The 16,477-nt window shown below is 56.9% G+C and carries 19 protein-coding genes; 8 read left to right on the forward strand and 11 right to left on the reverse strand.

Features of this window, described 5'->3' with window-relative positions; genetic code table 11:
* Positions 1–226: 226 nt before the first annotated feature.
* Genes BLL42_RS22820 through BLL42_RS22835 form a run of 4 tightly spaced genes read right to left on the reverse strand, consistent with a single transcriptional unit; the run spans position 227 to position 2,645 of the window.
* On the reverse strand, positions 227–1,558 hold the full coding sequence (locus BLL42_RS22820; protein WP_071554406.1) for a deoxyguanosinetriphosphate triphosphohydrolase: 1,332 nt from the start codon (positions 1,556–1,558) through the stop codon (positions 227–229).
* A gap of 40 nt (positions 1,559–1,598) precedes the next feature.
* Entirely contained in the window at positions 1,599–1,943 is a 345-nt protein-coding gene (locus tag BLL42_RS22825; protein ID WP_071554408.1) for a hypothetical protein, read from the reverse strand.
* A complete protein-coding gene (locus BLL42_RS22830; RefSeq protein ID WP_071554410.1) occupies positions 1,940–2,329 on the reverse strand; it encodes a phage holin family protein in 390 nt (129 codons plus the stop codon). The genes BLL42_RS22825 and BLL42_RS22830 overlap by 4 nt, the downstream gene beginning before the upstream one ends.
* Position 2,330: 1 nt before the next feature.
* Entirely contained in the window at positions 2,331–2,645 is a 315-nt protein-coding gene (locus tag BLL42_RS22835; protein ID WP_071554412.1) for an ElaB/YgaM/YqjD family protein, read from the reverse strand.
* 323 nt (positions 2,646–2,968) lie between these two features.
* Between BLL42_RS22835 and BLL42_RS22840 the strand changes: the two genes are divergently transcribed.
* A complete protein-coding gene (locus BLL42_RS22840; protein ID WP_071554413.1) occupies positions 2,969–4,177 on the forward strand; it encodes an ammonium transporter in 1,209 nt (402 codons plus the stop codon).
* 73 nt (positions 4,178–4,250) lie between these two features.
* On the opposite strand, the gene BLL42_RS22845 is transcribed toward BLL42_RS22840, so the two are convergent.
* Positions 4,251–6,206, reverse strand: coding sequence for a monovalent cation:proton antiporter family protein (locus BLL42_RS22845; RefSeq protein ID WP_071554415.1), 1,956 nt, complete (start codon positions 6,204–6,206; stop codon positions 4,251–4,253).
* A gap of 204 nt (positions 6,207–6,410) precedes the next feature.
* Between BLL42_RS22845 and BLL42_RS22850 the strand changes: the two genes are divergently transcribed.
* The 3 genes from BLL42_RS22850 (at position 6,411) to BLL42_RS22860 (ending at position 8,074) form a co-directional block, all read left to right on the forward strand.
* Positions 6,411–6,647, forward strand: a complete 237-nt coding sequence (locus BLL42_RS22850) for a glutaredoxin family protein (protein ID WP_071554417.1) — start codon at positions 6,411–6,413, stop codon at positions 6,645–6,647.
* A 122-nt stretch (positions 6,648–6,769) separates the two neighbouring features.
* Positions 6,770–7,090, forward strand: a complete 321-nt coding sequence (locus tag BLL42_RS22855) for a transcriptional regulator (RefSeq protein WP_071554419.1) — start codon at positions 6,770–6,772, stop codon at positions 7,088–7,090.
* 93 nt (positions 7,091–7,183) lie between these two features.
* On the forward strand, positions 7,184–8,074 hold the full coding sequence (locus BLL42_RS22860) for a pseudouridine synthase (protein WP_071555833.1): 891 nt from the start codon (positions 7,184–7,186) through the stop codon (positions 8,072–8,074).
* Positions 8,075–8,212: 138 nt separating this feature from the next.
* Here BLL42_RS22860 and BLL42_RS22865 read toward each other — a convergent pair whose 3' ends face one another.
* Both BLL42_RS22865 and mobA read right to left on the reverse strand, forming a co-directional pair.
* Positions 8,213–8,434 (reverse strand): YgdI/YgdR family lipoprotein, encoded by a 222-nt coding sequence (locus BLL42_RS22865; RefSeq protein WP_071554421.1) that lies wholly within the window; start codon positions 8,432–8,434, stop codon positions 8,213–8,215.
* A 77-nt stretch (positions 8,435–8,511) separates the two neighbouring features.
* Positions 8,512–9,114 (reverse strand): molybdenum cofactor guanylyltransferase MobA, encoded by a 603-nt coding sequence (gene mobA, locus BLL42_RS22870; RefSeq protein WP_071554423.1) that lies wholly within the window; start codon positions 9,112–9,114, stop codon positions 8,512–8,514.
* A gap of 81 nt (positions 9,115–9,195) precedes the next feature.
* Between mobA and moaB the strand changes: the two genes are divergently transcribed.
* Both moaB and BLL42_RS22880 read left to right on the forward strand, forming a co-directional pair.
* Positions 9,196–9,735: a molybdenum cofactor biosynthesis protein B gene (gene moaB / locus BLL42_RS22875; RefSeq protein ID WP_054596381.1), complete on the forward strand. Its 540-nt coding sequence runs from the start codon at positions 9,196–9,198 to the stop codon at positions 9,733–9,735.
* A gap of 22 nt (positions 9,736–9,757) precedes the next feature.
* Positions 9,758–10,945 (forward strand): molybdopterin molybdotransferase MoeA, encoded by a 1,188-nt coding sequence (locus tag BLL42_RS22880; RefSeq protein ID WP_167368574.1) that lies wholly within the window; start codon positions 9,758–9,760, stop codon positions 10,943–10,945.
* Between the two features lie 176 nt (positions 10,946–11,121).
* Here BLL42_RS22880 and BLL42_RS22885 read toward each other — a convergent pair whose 3' ends face one another.
* The 3 genes from BLL42_RS22885 to BLL42_RS22895 form a co-directional block, all read right to left on the reverse strand.
* The gene (locus BLL42_RS22885) at positions 11,122–11,781 is read right to left on the reverse strand and encodes a response regulator (protein ID WP_071554427.1); all 660 of its coding nucleotides are present in this window, start codon (positions 11,779–11,781) and stop codon (positions 11,122–11,124) included.
* Positions 11,778–12,671, reverse strand: coding sequence for a sensor histidine kinase (locus BLL42_RS22890; RefSeq protein WP_071554429.1), 894 nt, complete (start codon positions 12,669–12,671; stop codon positions 11,778–11,780). Before BLL42_RS22890 ends, BLL42_RS22885 begins: the two co-directional genes overlap by 4 nt.
* Before the next feature lie 518 nt (positions 12,672–13,189).
* A complete protein-coding gene (locus BLL42_RS22895; RefSeq protein ID WP_071554430.1) occupies positions 13,190–13,660 on the reverse strand; it encodes a hypothetical protein in 471 nt (156 codons plus the stop codon).
* Positions 13,661–14,226: 566 nt separating this feature from the next.
* Here BLL42_RS22895 and BLL42_RS22900 point away from each other — a divergent pair.
* Together BLL42_RS22900 and BLL42_RS22905 are read left to right on the forward strand one after the other, a co-directional pair.
* On the forward strand, positions 14,227–15,162 hold the full coding sequence (locus tag BLL42_RS22900) for a chemotaxis protein CheV (protein WP_071554432.1): 936 nt from the start codon (positions 14,227–14,229) through the stop codon (positions 15,160–15,162).
* A 101-nt stretch (positions 15,163–15,263) separates the two neighbouring features.
* A complete protein-coding gene (locus tag BLL42_RS22905; protein WP_071554434.1) occupies positions 15,264–16,070 on the forward strand; it encodes an MOSC domain-containing protein in 807 nt (268 codons plus the stop codon).
* 68 nt (positions 16,071–16,138) lie between these two features.
* On the opposite strand, the gene ppnP is transcribed toward BLL42_RS22905, so the two are convergent.
* Entirely contained in the window at positions 16,139–16,423 is a 285-nt protein-coding gene (ppnP, locus tag BLL42_RS22910; protein WP_071554436.1) for a pyrimidine/purine nucleoside phosphorylase, read from the reverse strand.
* Positions 16,424–16,477: the final 54 nt, after the last annotated feature.

Raw genomic sequence — 16,477 nt, forward strand, 5'->3', positions numbered from 1 at the left:
CAACCTTGTCGGTTTAATCAGTGCTGTCATGTTTGCTGCTGCTGGAGTTTTATCAGCGGTAAGGCCCTCGATCCTGTTGTTCAGGATAGAGTGATTATTTCGTGTGTATATAGAGCAAACGATCAGTTTACTCTGCACAAGATGTAGGGGGATTCTCCCGGTACTACAATGTGTGGGGGTATGATCAGTCGTCACGGAATACTCCGGGGCGACTGATCGACTGATTTTAGTGGTGGCTGGAGCGTCCGGTCATTTCCAGTGCCATTTCACTGGCATAGCTGTCGGTCATACCGGCGATGAAGTCGATCATGCGTAAAAACGAGTTATGCAAAGGACCGTGCGGGTCGGGCGCATTATTGCCCAGCAGATCGAGTATGCGACGGTGCTTGAATGAAGCCGTACGACCGCCGTGCTGTTCCAGTGCAGCCCCACAAAAGCCATTCAGCAGGATTTCCAGCGTGGTGTAAGCACCGATTTCATGCAGGGTTTTGCGCTTGTCCTGGAAGATTTTTTTACGCGCCATGTCCTTGGCATTCAGCACGCAACGCTTGGCGGGCCCGTGCATGTGCTCCACCAGATCGCCGTGAAGGGTACCGGCCAACAGCGCGTCCTGTTGCTCGACGAATGCCCGTGCCGCAGCGTTGGTCAGGTGCTCGATGGCTTTGCCACGCAGAATTGCCAGTTTGCGGCGGCGCGAGTCATCGGGGCCGAGTTGACGGTAGGTTTCCGGCAGATCATCGCCGACCAGGCCGAGCAACAAGGACTCCACCTCGGCGTATTCCAGAAGCTCCATCTCCAGGCCGTCTTCAAGGTCGATCAAGGCGTAGCAGATGTCGTCGGCGGCTTCCATCAGATAGACAAGAGGATGTCGAGCCCAGCGCTGTTCCTCGAGTTGAGGCAGGCCTAGTTTCTGCGCAATCTGCTCCAGCAGGGGCAGTTCACTCTGATAGCAACCGAATTTGTGTTTTTTGTAACCCAGCGAATCGGCATGGCGGGCGGTCCACGGGTATTTCAGGTAAGTGCCCAGCGTTGCATAAGTCAGCCGTGTACCGCCGTCAAACTGGTGGTATTCCAGTTGGGTCAGGACCCGGAAGCCTTGGGCATTGCCCTCGAAGTTGAGGAAATCGTTGCGTTCGACTTCGCTCATGGCATCCAGCCAGCCTTTGCCCGCGGCTTGTTGGAACCAGTAGCGGATGGCGTCTTCACCCGAGTGGCCAAAGGGTGGGTTGCCGATGTCGTGGGCCAGGCACGCTGACTGAACCACCATGCCCAGATCGCTAGGCTCGCACCAGTCGGGCAGCGCGCTGCGGATGGTTTCACCGACGCGCATACCCAATGAGCGCCCCACACAACTGACTTCCAGTGAGTGGGTAAGGCGCGTGTGGATATGGTCATTGCTGGACACTGGGTGGACCTGTGTCTTGCGGCCAAGACGGCGGAAGGCACCGGAGAAAATGACCCGGTCGTGGTCTTTATGGAAGGGGCTGCGACCGAGTTCTTCCGGGCTGTGCAGCGGTTTTCCGAGGCGTTCACGATTAAGCAGGGTATGCCAATCCAAGGCAGGTTCTCCGTCAGGTGACTGATTAGGGTCTGTTGGTCTACTGGTTTTTGCGCGAGGAGCCTTGCAGCACCAGCTTGATCAGCGGTAACAGGCTGGTGCCCAGTTGGGCTAGCCGAGTGACGCTGCCGATGCCACCGCCCTTGGCACTCTTGCCGCTGAGGAAGCCCAGCAAGGTCACGGCGGCAATGCCCCAGAGCGGCGCGTGCTTGATGCCCAGACCCTCTTGAAAGCTTTGCGCCACACCACGCACGCGTTGCAATGGTTGCAGCAAATGTTGGGACTCGTGGCGAATTTCCTGGCGATGCATTTCCATGCGCAAGCGTATCAACGCCTTGCGCATCTCTTGTCGGGAACTGTTTTTGGGGATTTCAGGCAGGCTCATGGCAGCAGGCGCTCCCTGTCGTTCGCCAACTCTTCAAGGGTGGCGTTGAAAGGCGATGATTCATCGAAGATCGCCGCTTTCAAGCGCAGGCCGCAGAAGAGTGCCGCGAGCGTATAGAAGACGCACAGACCGATGATCCCCGCCAGGCGATTAGTGTCCCACAGCAGAATCAACACCAGTGCCGAAAGCCCGATCAGCAACAGTAAAGCGAAAACCAGTGCCAGGCCTGCGAACAGCAACAGGCTTACGGTGCGGGCTTTTTGCTCCTGCAATTCGATGCCGAACAATTCGACATGGCTGTGCAGCAATCCGAGAAAAGCGGCGCCCAAGCGCCGCGATGAAGACCCAGTACCTGTTTCGGACGAGCCGGATTCACCGATAGCCATATCAGCGCCGCGTCGCCAGCAGGCCAATCAAAAAGCCTACGCCGGCCGCGATGCCAACAGCTTGCCAAGGGTTGGCCTGAACATAGTCTTCAGTGGCGGTGACGGCTGCCGTGCCGCGTTCGCGCATGGAGTCTTCGGTCAGTTGCAGGGTCTCGCGAGCCCGCAGCAAACTTTCGTGAATTTGGTTGCGTAGCTCATCGGCTTGATCACCGGCCAGTGTTGCGGTGTGTTCCAGCAACCGTTCGGTGTCGCTGACCAGTGTCTGAAAATCTTCCATCAGGATTTCTTGAGCAGTCTTTGTCTTTTTGCTGGCCATGGTGATCTCCATAAGTGGCGTATGAAATATTCGAGTATGAGCCTTGTTCGAAGGTTCAGTGCAAATGCCTGGTACAGCTTTTGCTGTGTCGTGGTGCGTCAGCCAGTGCTGTTGTGCTGAAACTGGGCATGCTTCGCGAAAACCTTAACCTAAATAATAGAAACTCGCGCAAACACGAGAGTAACGATTGACCTCAATGAGCTTTTTGCGCCAAAACGGTTCGCCGGAATAAGGGTTGACGACAAGGTCGGTGTCAATTTGGTGCGTAAATTGGCTCGGCGAGCCGCTTTGGTGCTTTTGCGACTTTAAGGTCTGCCAATTCCATGGAAAATTTGCAAAGTGCTGTGGACAGTCTGGTCCATAGTTCCAATACGCTGTTCATTCTGATCGGCGCTGTCATGGTTCTGGCCATGCACGCCGGTTTCGCTTTTCTGGAAGTCGGTACGGTTCGGCAAAAAAACCAGGTCAACGCTTTATCGAAGATCCTCAGTGACTTTGCCATCTCAACGCTGGCCTACTTCTTTATAGGCTACTGGATTTCCTACGGTGTCACTTTCATGCAACCGGCCGCGGTGATCAGCGCTGATCACGGGTATGGACTGGTGAAATTTTTCTTCCTGCTGACCTTTGCTGCCGCCATTCCGGCAATCATCTCCGGGGGGATTGCCGAGCGCGCCCGATTCGTTCCGCAGTTGTGCGCGACGGCGTTGATCGTGGCGTTCATTTATCCGTTTTTTGAGGGCGTGGTCTGGAACGGAAACTTCGGTCTAAAAGCCTGGCTGTTGACGCGCTTTGGTGCCGGTTTCCATGATTTTGCAGGTTCTGTAGTGGTGCACGCCATGGGCGGTTGGCTGGCGTTGGCGGCGGTATTGCTGCTCGGTCCGCGCAATGGTCGGTATCGCGACGGGCGTCTGGTGGCGTTTGCGCCGTCGAGCATTCCGTTTCTGGCATTGGGTTCGTGGATTCTAATCGTCGGATGGTTCGGCTTTAACGTGATGAGTGCGCAAACCTTGCAAGGCGTCAGTGGCCTGGTGGCGGTCAACTCGTTGATGGCGATGGTCGGCGGTACGGTGGCGGCGCTGGTTGTCGGCCGTAACGCCCCGGGGTTCCTGCACAACGGTCCACTGGCCGGATTGGTGGCAATCTGCGCCGGCTCCGACCTGATGCATCCGGTTGGCGCACTGGTGACAGGAGCCATCGCCGGGGCCTTGTTTGTCTGGTGTTTCATCGCGGCGCAAAGCCAATGGAAGATCGACGATGTGCTCGGTGTCTGGCCGTTGCACGGTCTTTGTGGCGTTTGGGGTGGGATTGCCTGCGGGATTTTCGGTCAGAGCGCCTTGGGCGGTCTCGGAGGAGTCAGCCTGATCAGCCAGTTGATCGGCACTGCCTTCGGGGTGGCCGTGGCACTGATCGGAGGCTTTGCGGTGTATGGCACGATCAAGCTGTTGCACGGGTTGCGGTTGAGCCAGGAAGAGGAGTATTACGGGGCGGATCTGTCGATCCACAAGATCGGCGCAGTCAGCCAGGACTGATGGCTTTTAGTTGATCAAGCGGGCTCGTGCAGAATGGCTGCTGATTCTGCGCGAGCAGTGCCACGACGCTTTGTTACCCAACCCAAATCCTTGCTTCACAGGCCTCGATAGCAGACAACGTGCCTGACATCAGTACCCGATCACCTGCCCGTAATCGGGTGGCGCCCTCGACGACCAAATCGGCGCCATTGCGCTGAACGGCTTGGACGTCCACCCCCAATTCTTCAAGTGCCAACTCATTCAGCGGCCGGCCGCATGCGTGGGCGTCCATCGCGAGGTTGACCGCATGCATCAACACTTTTGGCTGCCCCCGACTGTCCAGCAGATTGCTTTGCGCTCCGTGATAGAAACCTTGCAGCAGGCGATAGCGGTTACGTCGCACTTCGTCGACACGGTCCTGGACCTGCTGCTGGGGTAAGCCCAGCATGATCAGCGCGTGGGACGCGAGCATCAGGCTCGATTCCAGCAGTTCCGGAACGACCTCATTGGCTCCGGCTGCCTTCAATTCGCTCAACTGGCTATCGTCGCGGGTGCGAACCAGTATCGGGATCTCCGAGTTTATCCGTCGTGCTGCATTGAGCACGGACAGGGCGATATCCGTCTTGTCCACGGCAATCACCAGCAGTCGTGCGCGCTCAAGTCCAACAGCCCCCAGCAATTCCCCGCGACGGGAATCGCCATAGTGCACACAGCTTTCACCGGCCGCGGCTTCGTGAACACGCACCGGGTCATCGTCCAGCGCAACGAAGGGTTGCGTTTCGCGGCGCAGAAAACGCCCGATGGACTGACCCACTCGACCGTAGCCGCAAATGACTACATGCCCGTGCAGCTCGGCGTTCAATGCAGCGACCTGATCGAGTTGAGCTTGCTCATCGGGTGTGCGGTGCAAGCGCGCGGCAATGCCAGGCGCTGCGCGTAGCAGCAGTGGCGTCAGCAACATCGAGCAAAAAGTCGTGGCCAGCAACAGACCGTTTAACTCGGCCGGCATCAGTTTGTTCTGTTGCATCTGCGCCATCAGCGCAAAGCAGAATTCGCCGCCTTGCGCCAATGCCAGGCCGCTGCGCCAGGCGGTTTCGCTGTTGCTGCCGCGCCATTTGACCAGTGCCGCGACCACGCTGCCTTTGATCAACAGCAATCCCAATGTCAGGCCGAGAATTAATAGGCCGTGGCTGGCGAACAGCTGCAGGTCGATCAGCATGCCGATACTGACGAAAAACAGCCCGAGCAGAATGTCACGGAACGGACGAATATCGGCTTCGATCTGATGCCGGTAATGGCTCTCGCCCAGCAACATGCCAGCAAGGAAGGCACCGAGGGCAGGGGAGAGTCCGAGCAGATGAGTCAGCCACGCTGTCAGCAAAACGATGACCAGTGCCAGCAGGACGAACAGTTCGGCGGAGTGCGAGGCGGCGACTTCGTGGAACAGTCGTGGCAGTAGCCAGCGACTGGTCAGCAACAGACCGACAAACAACAGCAGGGTTTTGCCCAGTGTGATCGGCAGCGCCCAGTACCAGGTTTGATCGCTGCTGCCGGCGAACACCGGAACCAGCGTCAGCAACAGTACCGCAACAACATCCTGAAACAACAGCACGCCAATCGCATTCTGGCCGTGACAGCTGAAGATCTCGCCGAGGCAGCTCAACTCTTTGCTGACAATCGCTGTGGACGATAGCGCCAGGCCGGCGCCAAGCAACATGGCCGGAGTGGCGGGCATACCGAGTAACATCAGCAAGCCGCCGAGGAGCGCGCTCGAGCACAGCACTTGCAGACTGCCGAGACCAAATACCACACGCCGCAGCGCAAGCATTTTCGACAGGGAAAACTCCAGCCCGAGGGAGAACAGCAGAAAGACCACGCCCAACTCGGCGAGATCCGGTAGATCCTTGTTGTCATTTACCCAGCCGAATGCGCCCGGCCCAACCAGCAGTCCGACGCACAGGTAGCCCAGCACAGGAGGAAGCTGAAGACGCCGAAACAGTGCAATCACCACCAATGATGAGGCGAGGATGATCAACAGATTGGCAAACACTACATTCTCCGTTTAGGCGCCTGGATGTTCCAAGCGTAGAGGCAAAAAAGCTGCGAGCATCGCCCAGTTGGAGTTGAGGCCGAATGATTTGCATCAGGGTTTTACCAGACGGCTCAAATGGGCTGTCGTCACGGGGGCCAGTCGCTCGACGACTTTTCATCCCGGGCCTAGAATAGTCACCCAATCCTCGTTGGTCTGTTTGTCATGCCTCCTGAATGCCAGTTGTTCGGCACCCTTGGTTGCCATCTCTGTGAGCTCGCTGAAGCAGAGCTGATGCCGTTGATCGAGCACGGTTTGTTGGTGGAACTGGTCGACATTGCAGACAGCGAAGCGTTGTTTGAGGCTTATGGCTTGCGTATTCCCGTTCTGCGCCGAGTTGATACGGGGGCCGAGCTGGGTTGGCCCTTTGACGCCGAACAGGTTGTCGCATTCCTGGGCTAAACCCCTTCTCGTTTTCAGCGGCAGTCGTTCCGCCTGTCGCGATCCCCTGGTGATGCGTTGACGTAACTCCGATCATTCGTTTACTGTATGTGCATACAGTTATTCGCGTTAGAGGGATGTGCATGGTCAATGTCGAACAATTGAAAGCCTGCGTGAATCGCATGTCGGCTGATGTGGTACATGAGGCCGTGCTGGAGTTGCGCCTGGATGGCTTGGTTACGGAAGGAAAAACGCCATTCAACAAATTGCACTTCAACACGTGCTTCGCTGAAATCGAAGCCTTGTTTCAGCGAGCGGGTTATCACCGTCAACTGGATGTCGTGGGTTATCAAGGGTTGTTGTATGCGCTTTATGATCCTGGCCGTTGGGAGGCTGTCGATGTATTACGCTGGCTGAAGGAATTTACCGACGCGGCGGCGCAGCGAGAGTCGCTGAGCGCGTAATGATCATAAGGGCGAATCGTACGGAATCTCTCCTAGGATCGTTCAGGCCCTTGTTGGATAATGCACACCTGCATCAAGGGTCAGAGCTTTCGTATGTCCATCTCATCTTTTTCCGCCGCACAGAACCAGGCCAGTACGCTGTACCTGCCGCCTGGCGCCTGGTTGACCGTTCTCGATTGTCTGTGTGAGCACTTCAGCGCCATTGGTCGCGAACAATGGCTGGACAGGATTGCCCGTGGTCGTGTCCTGGATGGTCAAGGTCATGCGATTGCCGTTGATCTGCCTTACAAGGAAGGGATGCGGATTCACTATTTCCGGGAAGTCCCCGACGAAAAAGCAATCCCGGTACTCGAGACGATTCTGTATGCCGACGAGCATCTGGTGGTCGCGGACAAACCACACTTTCTACCGGTTACCCCAGCAGGCGAGTATGTCGAGCAAACGCTGCTGCGGCGTTTGATCCGTCGCCTGGATAACCCGCATCTGGTGCCGTTGCACCGTATAGACCGGCACACGGCTGGGCTTGTGCTGTTTTCGGCCAACCCCCAGAGTCGTTCGGCTTATCAGTCGTTGTTTCCGACTCGGCAGATCGAAAAACGCTACGAGGCAATTGCCCGCGCCTTGCCTGGGTTGTCGTTTCCGCTGGTGCATAAAAGCCGCCTGGTGGATGGCGAACCTTTCTTTCGCATGCAAGAGGGGCCAGGTGCGAGCAATACCGAGACTGTAGTTGAAGTCCTGGAGAAAAACGCTGACCTCTGGCGTTATGCGCTGTATCCAGTGACCGGCAAAAAGCATCAGTTAAGGGTTCACATGACAGCGTTGGGGGCAAGTATCTGCAATGACCCGTTTTATCCCGACGCATTGAAAGACGTTGACGATGATTACGCCAATCCGTTGAAGTTGCTGGCTAAAGGGTTGCGCTTTATCGATCCGGTGACCGGGCTGGAGCGAAGTTTTGAAAGCGAAATCACCCTGCAGTGGTGATTCCCCTACGGTGGTGATTGTACAGCTCAAGCGCGGCGCTCAGTGAGTGGCCTGGGCTGAGTAAGGTCTGCTTCTGCCAGAAACGACAAAACCCGCACAATGGCGGGCTTTATAGGTACCTGGCTGTCGCCGTGAGGCTTACAGGTCTTTAACGGTACGAATCTGGTCTTTGTTGATGCGGGTATGCTTGCCATCCAGTTGCTCGAATTCGTAAAAACCCGACTTGGAATCGAATTGCGGTGTGTCGACCGACTGGATTTCGCGACCATCATTCAAGGTGATCACCGCAGGCGATGAGCAACCGGCGAGGGTAGCTAGGCCCAGTGCGAGCATGAAAGTGGCGAGGGTCCGATGAGTCATGTGATTTCTCCGAATATGAATTCTTTTGATGATTGAAATTCAGACGTATGCCTGGTGTGCAAGTTCCTTGGTTGGCGTCATTCTGGCACGCTACCGTGCAGGCTTAACAGCTCCGGTGTATTCAGGTTGGCCAGGCGTCGATCGTTTTCGGGGCATTGCAGTGCGATGGCCCCCAGGTTTCGCATGATGCGTCCGGGGCTGCGCTCACCCTCGTTCCAGGCGTTTTCAAACTCGCCTGCCAGCGCAACGGGGATAATGCATAGCAACGGTTCCCAATGCTCGCCCTGGCGTAGCATCAAGGGTTTGTCCGGCTGTTGGCAGGCGGCTTCTCGCATGGCCGTGAGTAGTTCGGCGTCAATGCGTGGCACGTCGCAGGGCAGCACCATCAGATGAGGATGTCGCGCGACCTCCAGCCCGGCGCGAATACCTGCCAATGGGCCCGGGAAGTCACTATTGTCGTCATGCACCAGCTGGTCGGCATAAGGCGCGTATTTTTCCAGATTACGGTTGCAGGAAATGATCAGGTCATCGCTTAAACCGCGAGTCTGGTGATACAGATGTGCAATCAAAGGCAGGCCTTGCCACTCCAACAGCCCCTTGTCCTGACCGCCCATGCGCTGGCCACGCCCTCCCGCCAGAAGCAGGATGGAGCAGGGCGGCAACTGGAAGTTAGAGGTCATGAAGCATCTCCATAGGTGCGGTGAAAAAATGAGGCGCTGTGATATAACACCGGGCTGTTTCTCCTACAACTGGACGAGCCTATGAAAGCCAAGGCTGATGTACCTTTCGCCCCGCTGAACATTGCGGTGTTGACTGTCAGTGATACCCGCACACTGGAAACCGATACCTCGGGACAGGTCTTCGTTGACCGCCTCAGTGCCGCCGGGCATAACCTGGCTGCACGTATTCTGCTTAAAGATGACCTCTACAAAATTCGTGCGCAAGTCGCGACCTGGATCGCTGATGATGTCGTGCAAGTGGTGCTGATTACGGGCGGTACGGGTTTTACCGGTCGTGACAGTACACCGGAAGCTGTCAGTTGCCTGCTGGATAAGCAGGTCGACGGATTTGGTGAGTTATTTCGGCAGATCTCGGTTGCGGACATTGGCACCTCGACGGTGCAATCCCGTGCGTTGGCAGGGTTAGCCAATGGCACGCTGGTCTGCTGTCTGCCGGGTTCTACCAATGCCGTGCGAACCGGTTGGGACGGGATTCTCGCGGAGCAACTGGATTCGCGGCATCGTCCGTGCAACTTCGTCGCTCACTTGAAACAGGCGGCACCCTGTGAATCCCGCGGGTAAGCCGGGCAAGACGGGCAGCTTGATGCCCGTCGAAGTGGCGCTGGCACGCTTGCTGGAAATGGCTGAGGCGTCGCCAATCCTCGAGCGCGAGCGATTGCAGTTGGCTGCGATCCATGGCCGTGTTCTCGCTGAGGATCTGGTGTCGACCCTCGATCTGCCGCCATGGCCCAACAGCGCCATGGATGGTTATGCGTTGTGTCTGTCCGATTGGACTGGCGAGCCACTGGTGGTCAGCCAGAAGATCTTTGCCGGGCAAGCCCCGGAGCCGTTGGCACCCGGTACATGTGCACGGATCTTCACCGGTGCGCCGGTGCCAGCGGGTGCAGACTGCGTTGAAATGCAGGAAAACGCTGAGGTTCAGGCAGACCAACGGGTACGTTTTACCGAGCCTATGCGCGCAGGGCAAAACATCCGCCCACAAGGTCAGGAAACCACGGTGGGAGAACAGGTATTGACCGCCGGTACGCGCCTGGGTCCCATCGAACAAGGTTTGGCTGCCTCACTGGGGTGCGCAGAACTTGAAGTCGTGCGCAAGGTACGGGTTGCGGTGCTGTCCACCGGGGACGAATTGGTCGAGCCTGGGCAGGCCCTTGGCCCGGGGCAGATCTATAACAGCAATCGGGTATTGCTGTGCAGCTGGTTGCAGCGTTTAGGTTGCGAAGTGATCGATGCGGGGATTCTGCCGGACGATTTGCAGGCCACTCGCAATCGACTCGCCGAACTGGGTGATGTCGACCTGATCCTTTCCACGGGCGGTGTATCGGTAGGTGAGGCGGATTTTCTGGGTATTGCACTGCGTGAAGAGGGCGAACTGGCGTTGTGGAAACTGGCCATCAAGCCAGGAAAACCACTGACGTTCGGGCATTTTCGAGGCGTACCGGTGATTGGGTTACCTGGCAATCCCGCATCGACACTGGTGACCTTCGCCTTGTTGGCACGTCCCTATCTGTTGCGTCGTCAAGGTGTGAGAAAGGTTCGGCCTTTGCAGTTTCAGGTTCCGGCAGGATTCGTCTGGTCCAAGGCCGGTAATCGCCGGGAATATCTGCGCGGTCGTCTGGAGCATGGGCGGGCAATTATCTACAAGAATCAGAGCTCGGGTGTTTTGCGTAGTGCTGCCTGGGCCGAGGGGCTGGTTGAAGTGCTGGAAGAGCGCACTTTGGTTGAGGGTGATTGGGTGAATTTCATCCCTCTGAGTGAAGTGCTGGGCTAGGTCTTTGCGCACTACAGCCTCGCCAGCGCCAGGCCCGGTATGGATCACGTCGGGCCTGGCGTTTTTCGTGGTGCAGGTTACGCGTTAAGCAGCATCACGACTTGCAAGAAAAAAGTCGGCATGTAGGACTCTTTTGGCGCCCGAGGGATCGGCGCTACTGGGGCATTGAATCCGGCCTAGTCGTCGAGACTGATGATTTGCTCGCGCACAGCAAACAGCACCAGGCCCGCGACATCGAAGATCTGCAAGCGTTTCATGATCTGAGAGCGGTGGGTTTCCACCGTTTTGATGCTCAGGCCCAAACCACTGGCAATCTCGCGAGTGGATTTGCCACGCACGATCAAGCGCAGAATCTCTAGCTGACGAGCCGTCAGATTATGCGTGTCGACGGGTTCTGGCTGGCTTTTCTGGGCACGCACCAGCGCCTGATTGATGACGGTGTGAGCGATGGCCGGGCTTAGGTAGCGTTCGTTGTTGCGCAAGGCTTCAAGCGCGTGTTCCAGCTCCGTGGCGGTGGTGTCCTTGAGCAAATAGCCGTGAGCGCCTGACTCCAGGGCTTGCATGATCAGCGAAGGGTCGGTGTGCATCGACAGTATCAGCACTTTGCTTTGTGGGCGTACGGCCTTGAGTCTTTGCAGAGCCTCAAGCCCGCCGGTTTCCTTCATGGATATATCCAGCAGGATGATGTCGGGGCTTAGCTTCTCGACCATTTCGAGCAGTTGTGCACCATCATTGGCTTCACCAATGACGGCGTAGCCAGGAATATCCAGAACCAGCGCACGCACGCCGGCTCGGATCAGCGAGTGGTCATCCACCAGAAGCAAGTTACAAGTCAATGTTGAACCTTATTCGTGCTGGCTCGTTCGAGCGCGCGGGGCGCCCAGGGGAAAAGTGCTTCGATCTGTGTACCCTTGCCGGGCTGACTGATGACGCTCAGGGTGCCGCCCAGTTGTTCGACCCGCTCCGACATGCCGGCCATTCCGCGTTGTCCTTCACGGCCAGGGTGAGTGGCTGGAGAAAAGCCCAGTCCGTCATCGCTGATAAACAGAACAAGGCCTTGGGGCAGGCGTTGCAGGCGAATCAGCAGATTTTTGGCTTGGGCGTGGCGCAGCATATTGGTGACGGCTTCCTGAGAAATCCGAAACGCGGCCACCGCCATTTCTTCCGGAATACCGGTCAGACGCTGCTGGCATTCCAGGCTCCAGTTCACGGCAGTATTGGCCAGCGTTTTGAGCAGATGTGCACGCAAACTGGCTTCAAGGCCAAGGCTGGTGAGTTGTCTTGGATTGAGAATGGCCGAGACATCGCGAACTTTGGTCAGGGTTTCTTCCAGTGTGTCGCAGAGCAGAGTGCAATGGCTTTGCAGTTCTTCGGGCTGACGTCGCTTGAGCCATTCACTTTGAAGCCTTGCCGCCGTCAGCAATTGGCCGATATCGTCGTGGAGTTCACGGCTCAGCCGATGGCGCTCGTTTTCCTGTACTTCCAGTAAGCGGTCGGCAAGTTCCTGAGGCTGGAACCTGATCGATTTACGCGAATTGCAATACTGCACCCAGACGCTGGTGGCTGCCGCGAGATTCAGTATCAGCAGCGCCACTGGAAATTGGTTGGACAGGCAGTAAACCAGCAGGCTGCCCACTGCCGAGCACAGGCACAGCAACAGAGTGAGCCGGCGAACGCTTTTTCGGGAGGGTGGCCAAGAGGCGACTGACTTGAGGCTGGCGTACATAGCGGATGGAGCCAATGAATGTTCGCTGCGGGCAGACCGGTCATGGTGCCTGACGGGTCTCTGTGTGAAAAACGCTGGTGATTAAATAGTCGGCTTCAAGTTAGCGCAGTCTGATTGTCAAAATCGAGAGTTGCACTGTCCGGGGGATAGGCTCCGCCTGAAGTCAGAATGCCATAGCGTAGAGCCAACTAATTGGGCCGCATAATACCACTTAACATACCGTTGGTCGCGTTTGCCATATATGTCCGGAAGGTCAGGAAATCCGTCGTTGTTGGACGTCTGTTCCAGGGTTGACAGGCATAGGTTTGCGACTGAGCGTCCAGCTTGACTCATTCCGTTAGTCAACAGTTCGCAGCGCTCTGGACGGGTAGTTCAGGAGGTCGGAGGTCGGCAATTAATAGTGGGGTTATTAACTTGATTCTGTCGTTAAAAGATATGAAATGTTCAATTACGACGCGAAAGGTTGTGGCTGTAAGTTCTGAAAATTATCAAACGATCCCACGCATTATTGATCCAGCTCAGGCATGTCTTGCCGAAAGCCGGGCGCATGCGAATGGCCAGGTGGGTGATGCCAGGCGCGTCGGGGCACGGCCAATTTCCATCGCGAAGGCTTCGATCAGCGATATTTGTTCAGCGCCATCAAGGCTGAGTTGGCCGGTAGTCAGGTCGACCAGTTCAAGTTGCCAGGCCATCAATGTGAAGCACTCTTTCAATGCGCACAGTGCCTGGTCATTCAAATCGATTTGATTGCGTGCATTGCTGAGCAAGGCGTGAATGCACATCGAGAACTCCGATACGGCCTGCAGTGCCAATGCATCGGCCCGGTTGGCCAGGGTGAACAGTGTGTTCAGCATGCAGTCGATGGCGTCCTGATCATTATTGATCAGCTGCAGGTGGCTCAGGCATTCCTCGGATTTGGCCAGCAGGGTTTCCGCCTCGATCAAGAATTCGGGTAGCCGCTGATTCCAGTTTTTACGATCGTTCAGCATGCTTTTCTCCACGACATCAAGTCAGGTGACGCAATCAGCCGTATGGCGAACGGGCGTAAGGTACTGCCGGGCAACGACCGAAATCGGTAGGGCCGTTCTGATTTTTTGCAGTTGACGATGAGCGGTCTGCTTGCGTTCGACGCGAATGCTCCGATGGAACGAGCCTGATTTACAGCGTAACGAGGTGCTGAACTCATTAGCCATGAGGCATGAGCGGCGTAACCTGGCGGGCTGAAAAACGAGCTCGGCAACGGTTCTTCGATCACAAACAAAAGCCTGACTCCATTCATGCAGTGAGAATGGCGTCACATTAATGGCTATTGGATATCGCGAACATCAGGCTGGTCCCGATTGCAGCTAGGGGATTCCCTTATGCCACGGAACTTGACGCGCAAAGACGGGGGGCGCAGAGGGTTGTGCAGTTGATGAAACAACCGCTTCAGTAGAGCATGATGTTAATGTGACATCAATTCATTTGCATGGCATTTTGTTTGCGGGTCAAGATTGCGCGTGAACTGCCGATAACTTTCTTTAGTGAATTCATCAGAAAAGCCCAGGAGTCATTAATGGCCGGCATTCTCGACACGGTAGATCAACGCACACAGCTGGTGGGTGAGAATCGCCTGGAAATTCTCATGTTTCGTCTGGCCGGTCGGCAGTTGTTTGCGATCAACGTCTTCAAGGTGCAGGAAGTCCTGCAATTGCCAAAGCTGACCTTGATGCCGCAGCGTCACCCGTTTGTTTGTGGTGTGGTCAATCTACGTGGTCAGACGTTGCCGGTGATCGACCTGTCCCAGGCCATCGGCATGCGGCCGCTGGTGCCGGGGCCTAACAGCACCATTATCGTGACTGAGTACAACCGCTCGGTGCAGGCATTCCTGGTCGGTGGCGTCGATCGCATTGTCAACATGAACTGGGAAGCCATTCTGCCGCCGCCAACCAGTGCCGGCCGCCAGCATTACCTCACTGCCATCAGTAAGGTCGATGACCAGTTGGTGGAAATCATCGACGTCGAAAAAGTACTTGCCGAGATTGTGCCTTACAACGCCAAGGTTTCGCGTGACAAGCTCGAAGACCCGGTGCTGGAGCGTGCCCGCGGTCGTGAAGTGCTGCTGGTGGACGACTCCAAGGTGGCCCTGTCCCAGTTGCGCGACACCCTGGGGCAGCTCGGGGTGAAAATGCATGTCGCCAGCGACGGCCTGAAGGCACTGAACATGCTCAAGGCCTGGGCCGATACTGGCGTGGTCATGACCGACAAACTGCTGATGATCTTCACCGACGCGGAAATGCCCGAGATGGACGGCTACCGCCTGACCACCGAGATTCGCAACGATCCACGCCTGCGCGGCCTGTACGTCGTCCTGCATACCTCGCTGTCCGGCAGCTTCAACGACTCGATGGTGAAGAAGGTCGGTTGTGACAACTTCCTCTCGAAATTCCAGCCAGACAAACTGGTCGACGTGGTGCGTCAGCGCCTGATGCTCGACGCAGTCCCTGCCTGACGGAGCATCACGGGCAGGCAGGGTGTCTGCCCGCGATGTGCTTCTTTGATTCGTCAGCCGGCTCGTATATCGTGGCGCTTTTGCCCACCAGGGAGCTGGCCATGTTGCGTCTGAGCGCGCTTTACCGTTATCCACTCAAGTCCGGCAAGGGCGAAACCCTGCAACAGGTCAGCCTGGACAAGCTGGGGCTGGACGGGGATCGACGCTGGATGCTGGTGGACGAGGCCAGCGGACGTTTCCTGACGCAACGCGCGGTATCGGACATGAGCCAGTTGTCGGCGTTGTGGAATGCCTCCGGTGGCCTGACGCTCAGTGCGCCCGGTCACTCGTCGATCGATATCGCCCTGCCTGCCAGCGACGCTGAACGGCGTGGCGTGACCATTTGGCGTGATACCTTGCGGGTTCCTGATGCGGGGGATGCAGCCGGTGCCTGGGTCAGTCAGTTCATCGGCAAGCCTACCCGGCTGGTACAGGTGCCCGAGGCGCTGGCCCGTACCACTCAGGCCGGCTATGGCAAGGATGACGATAAAGTCGCCTTTGCCGACGGTTTTCCGCTGCTGTTGATTGGCCAGGCTTCGCTTGAAGACCTGTCGCAACGCGTTGGCCGTCCACTGGAGATGCTGCGCTTTCGACCGAATCTGGTGATCGAGGGCAGCGAGGCGTTTGCCGAAGATGGCTGGAAGCGCATTCGCATTGGCGATGTCGAGTTTCGCGTGGTCAAGCCGTGTTCACGCTGCATCCTCACCACCATCGACCCGCAGACCGGTGAGCGCAGCGACGACCGTGAACCGCTGGCTACGCTGCAGAAATACCGTGCGCAAGAAGATGGCGCGATGTTTGGCCAGAACCTGGTCAACGACGGCAATGGCCGGCTCGAAGTCGGCATGCAGGTGACGATCCTCGAATGACGCTGTAGCGCCTGAATGAAAAATGCCCATGTCCTTCGACATGGGCATTTTTTTTCGCGGTGAAACGCTTAGCCGCGGTATTCGCACAGGTAAGCGGTGTCGACGGCGACTTTTAGCTGGAATTTGCTGTTGGCCGGTACGTTGAACTGGCTGCCGGCAGTGAAGGTTTCCCAGTCGTTGCTGTCAGGCAGTTTGACGGTCAGGGCGCCTGAAACCACGTGCATGATTTCACGTTGGCTGGTACCGAATTCGTATTCGCCCGGTGCCATGACGCCGATAGTGGCCGGACCTTCAGCAGTGCCGAAGGCAATCGACTTGACGGTGCCGTCGAAGTACTCGTTGACTTTAAACATGGGCGATTCCTCGAAATGGGCTAAAAAGGCCGGCCAGTATGCACAAGGCCTTTT

Origin of the sequence: Pseudomonas frederiksbergensis, assembly GCF_001874645.1 — a bacterium.
Lineage (GTDB): Bacteria > Pseudomonadota > Gammaproteobacteria > Pseudomonadales > Pseudomonadaceae > Aquipseudomonas > Aquipseudomonas frederiksbergensis_B.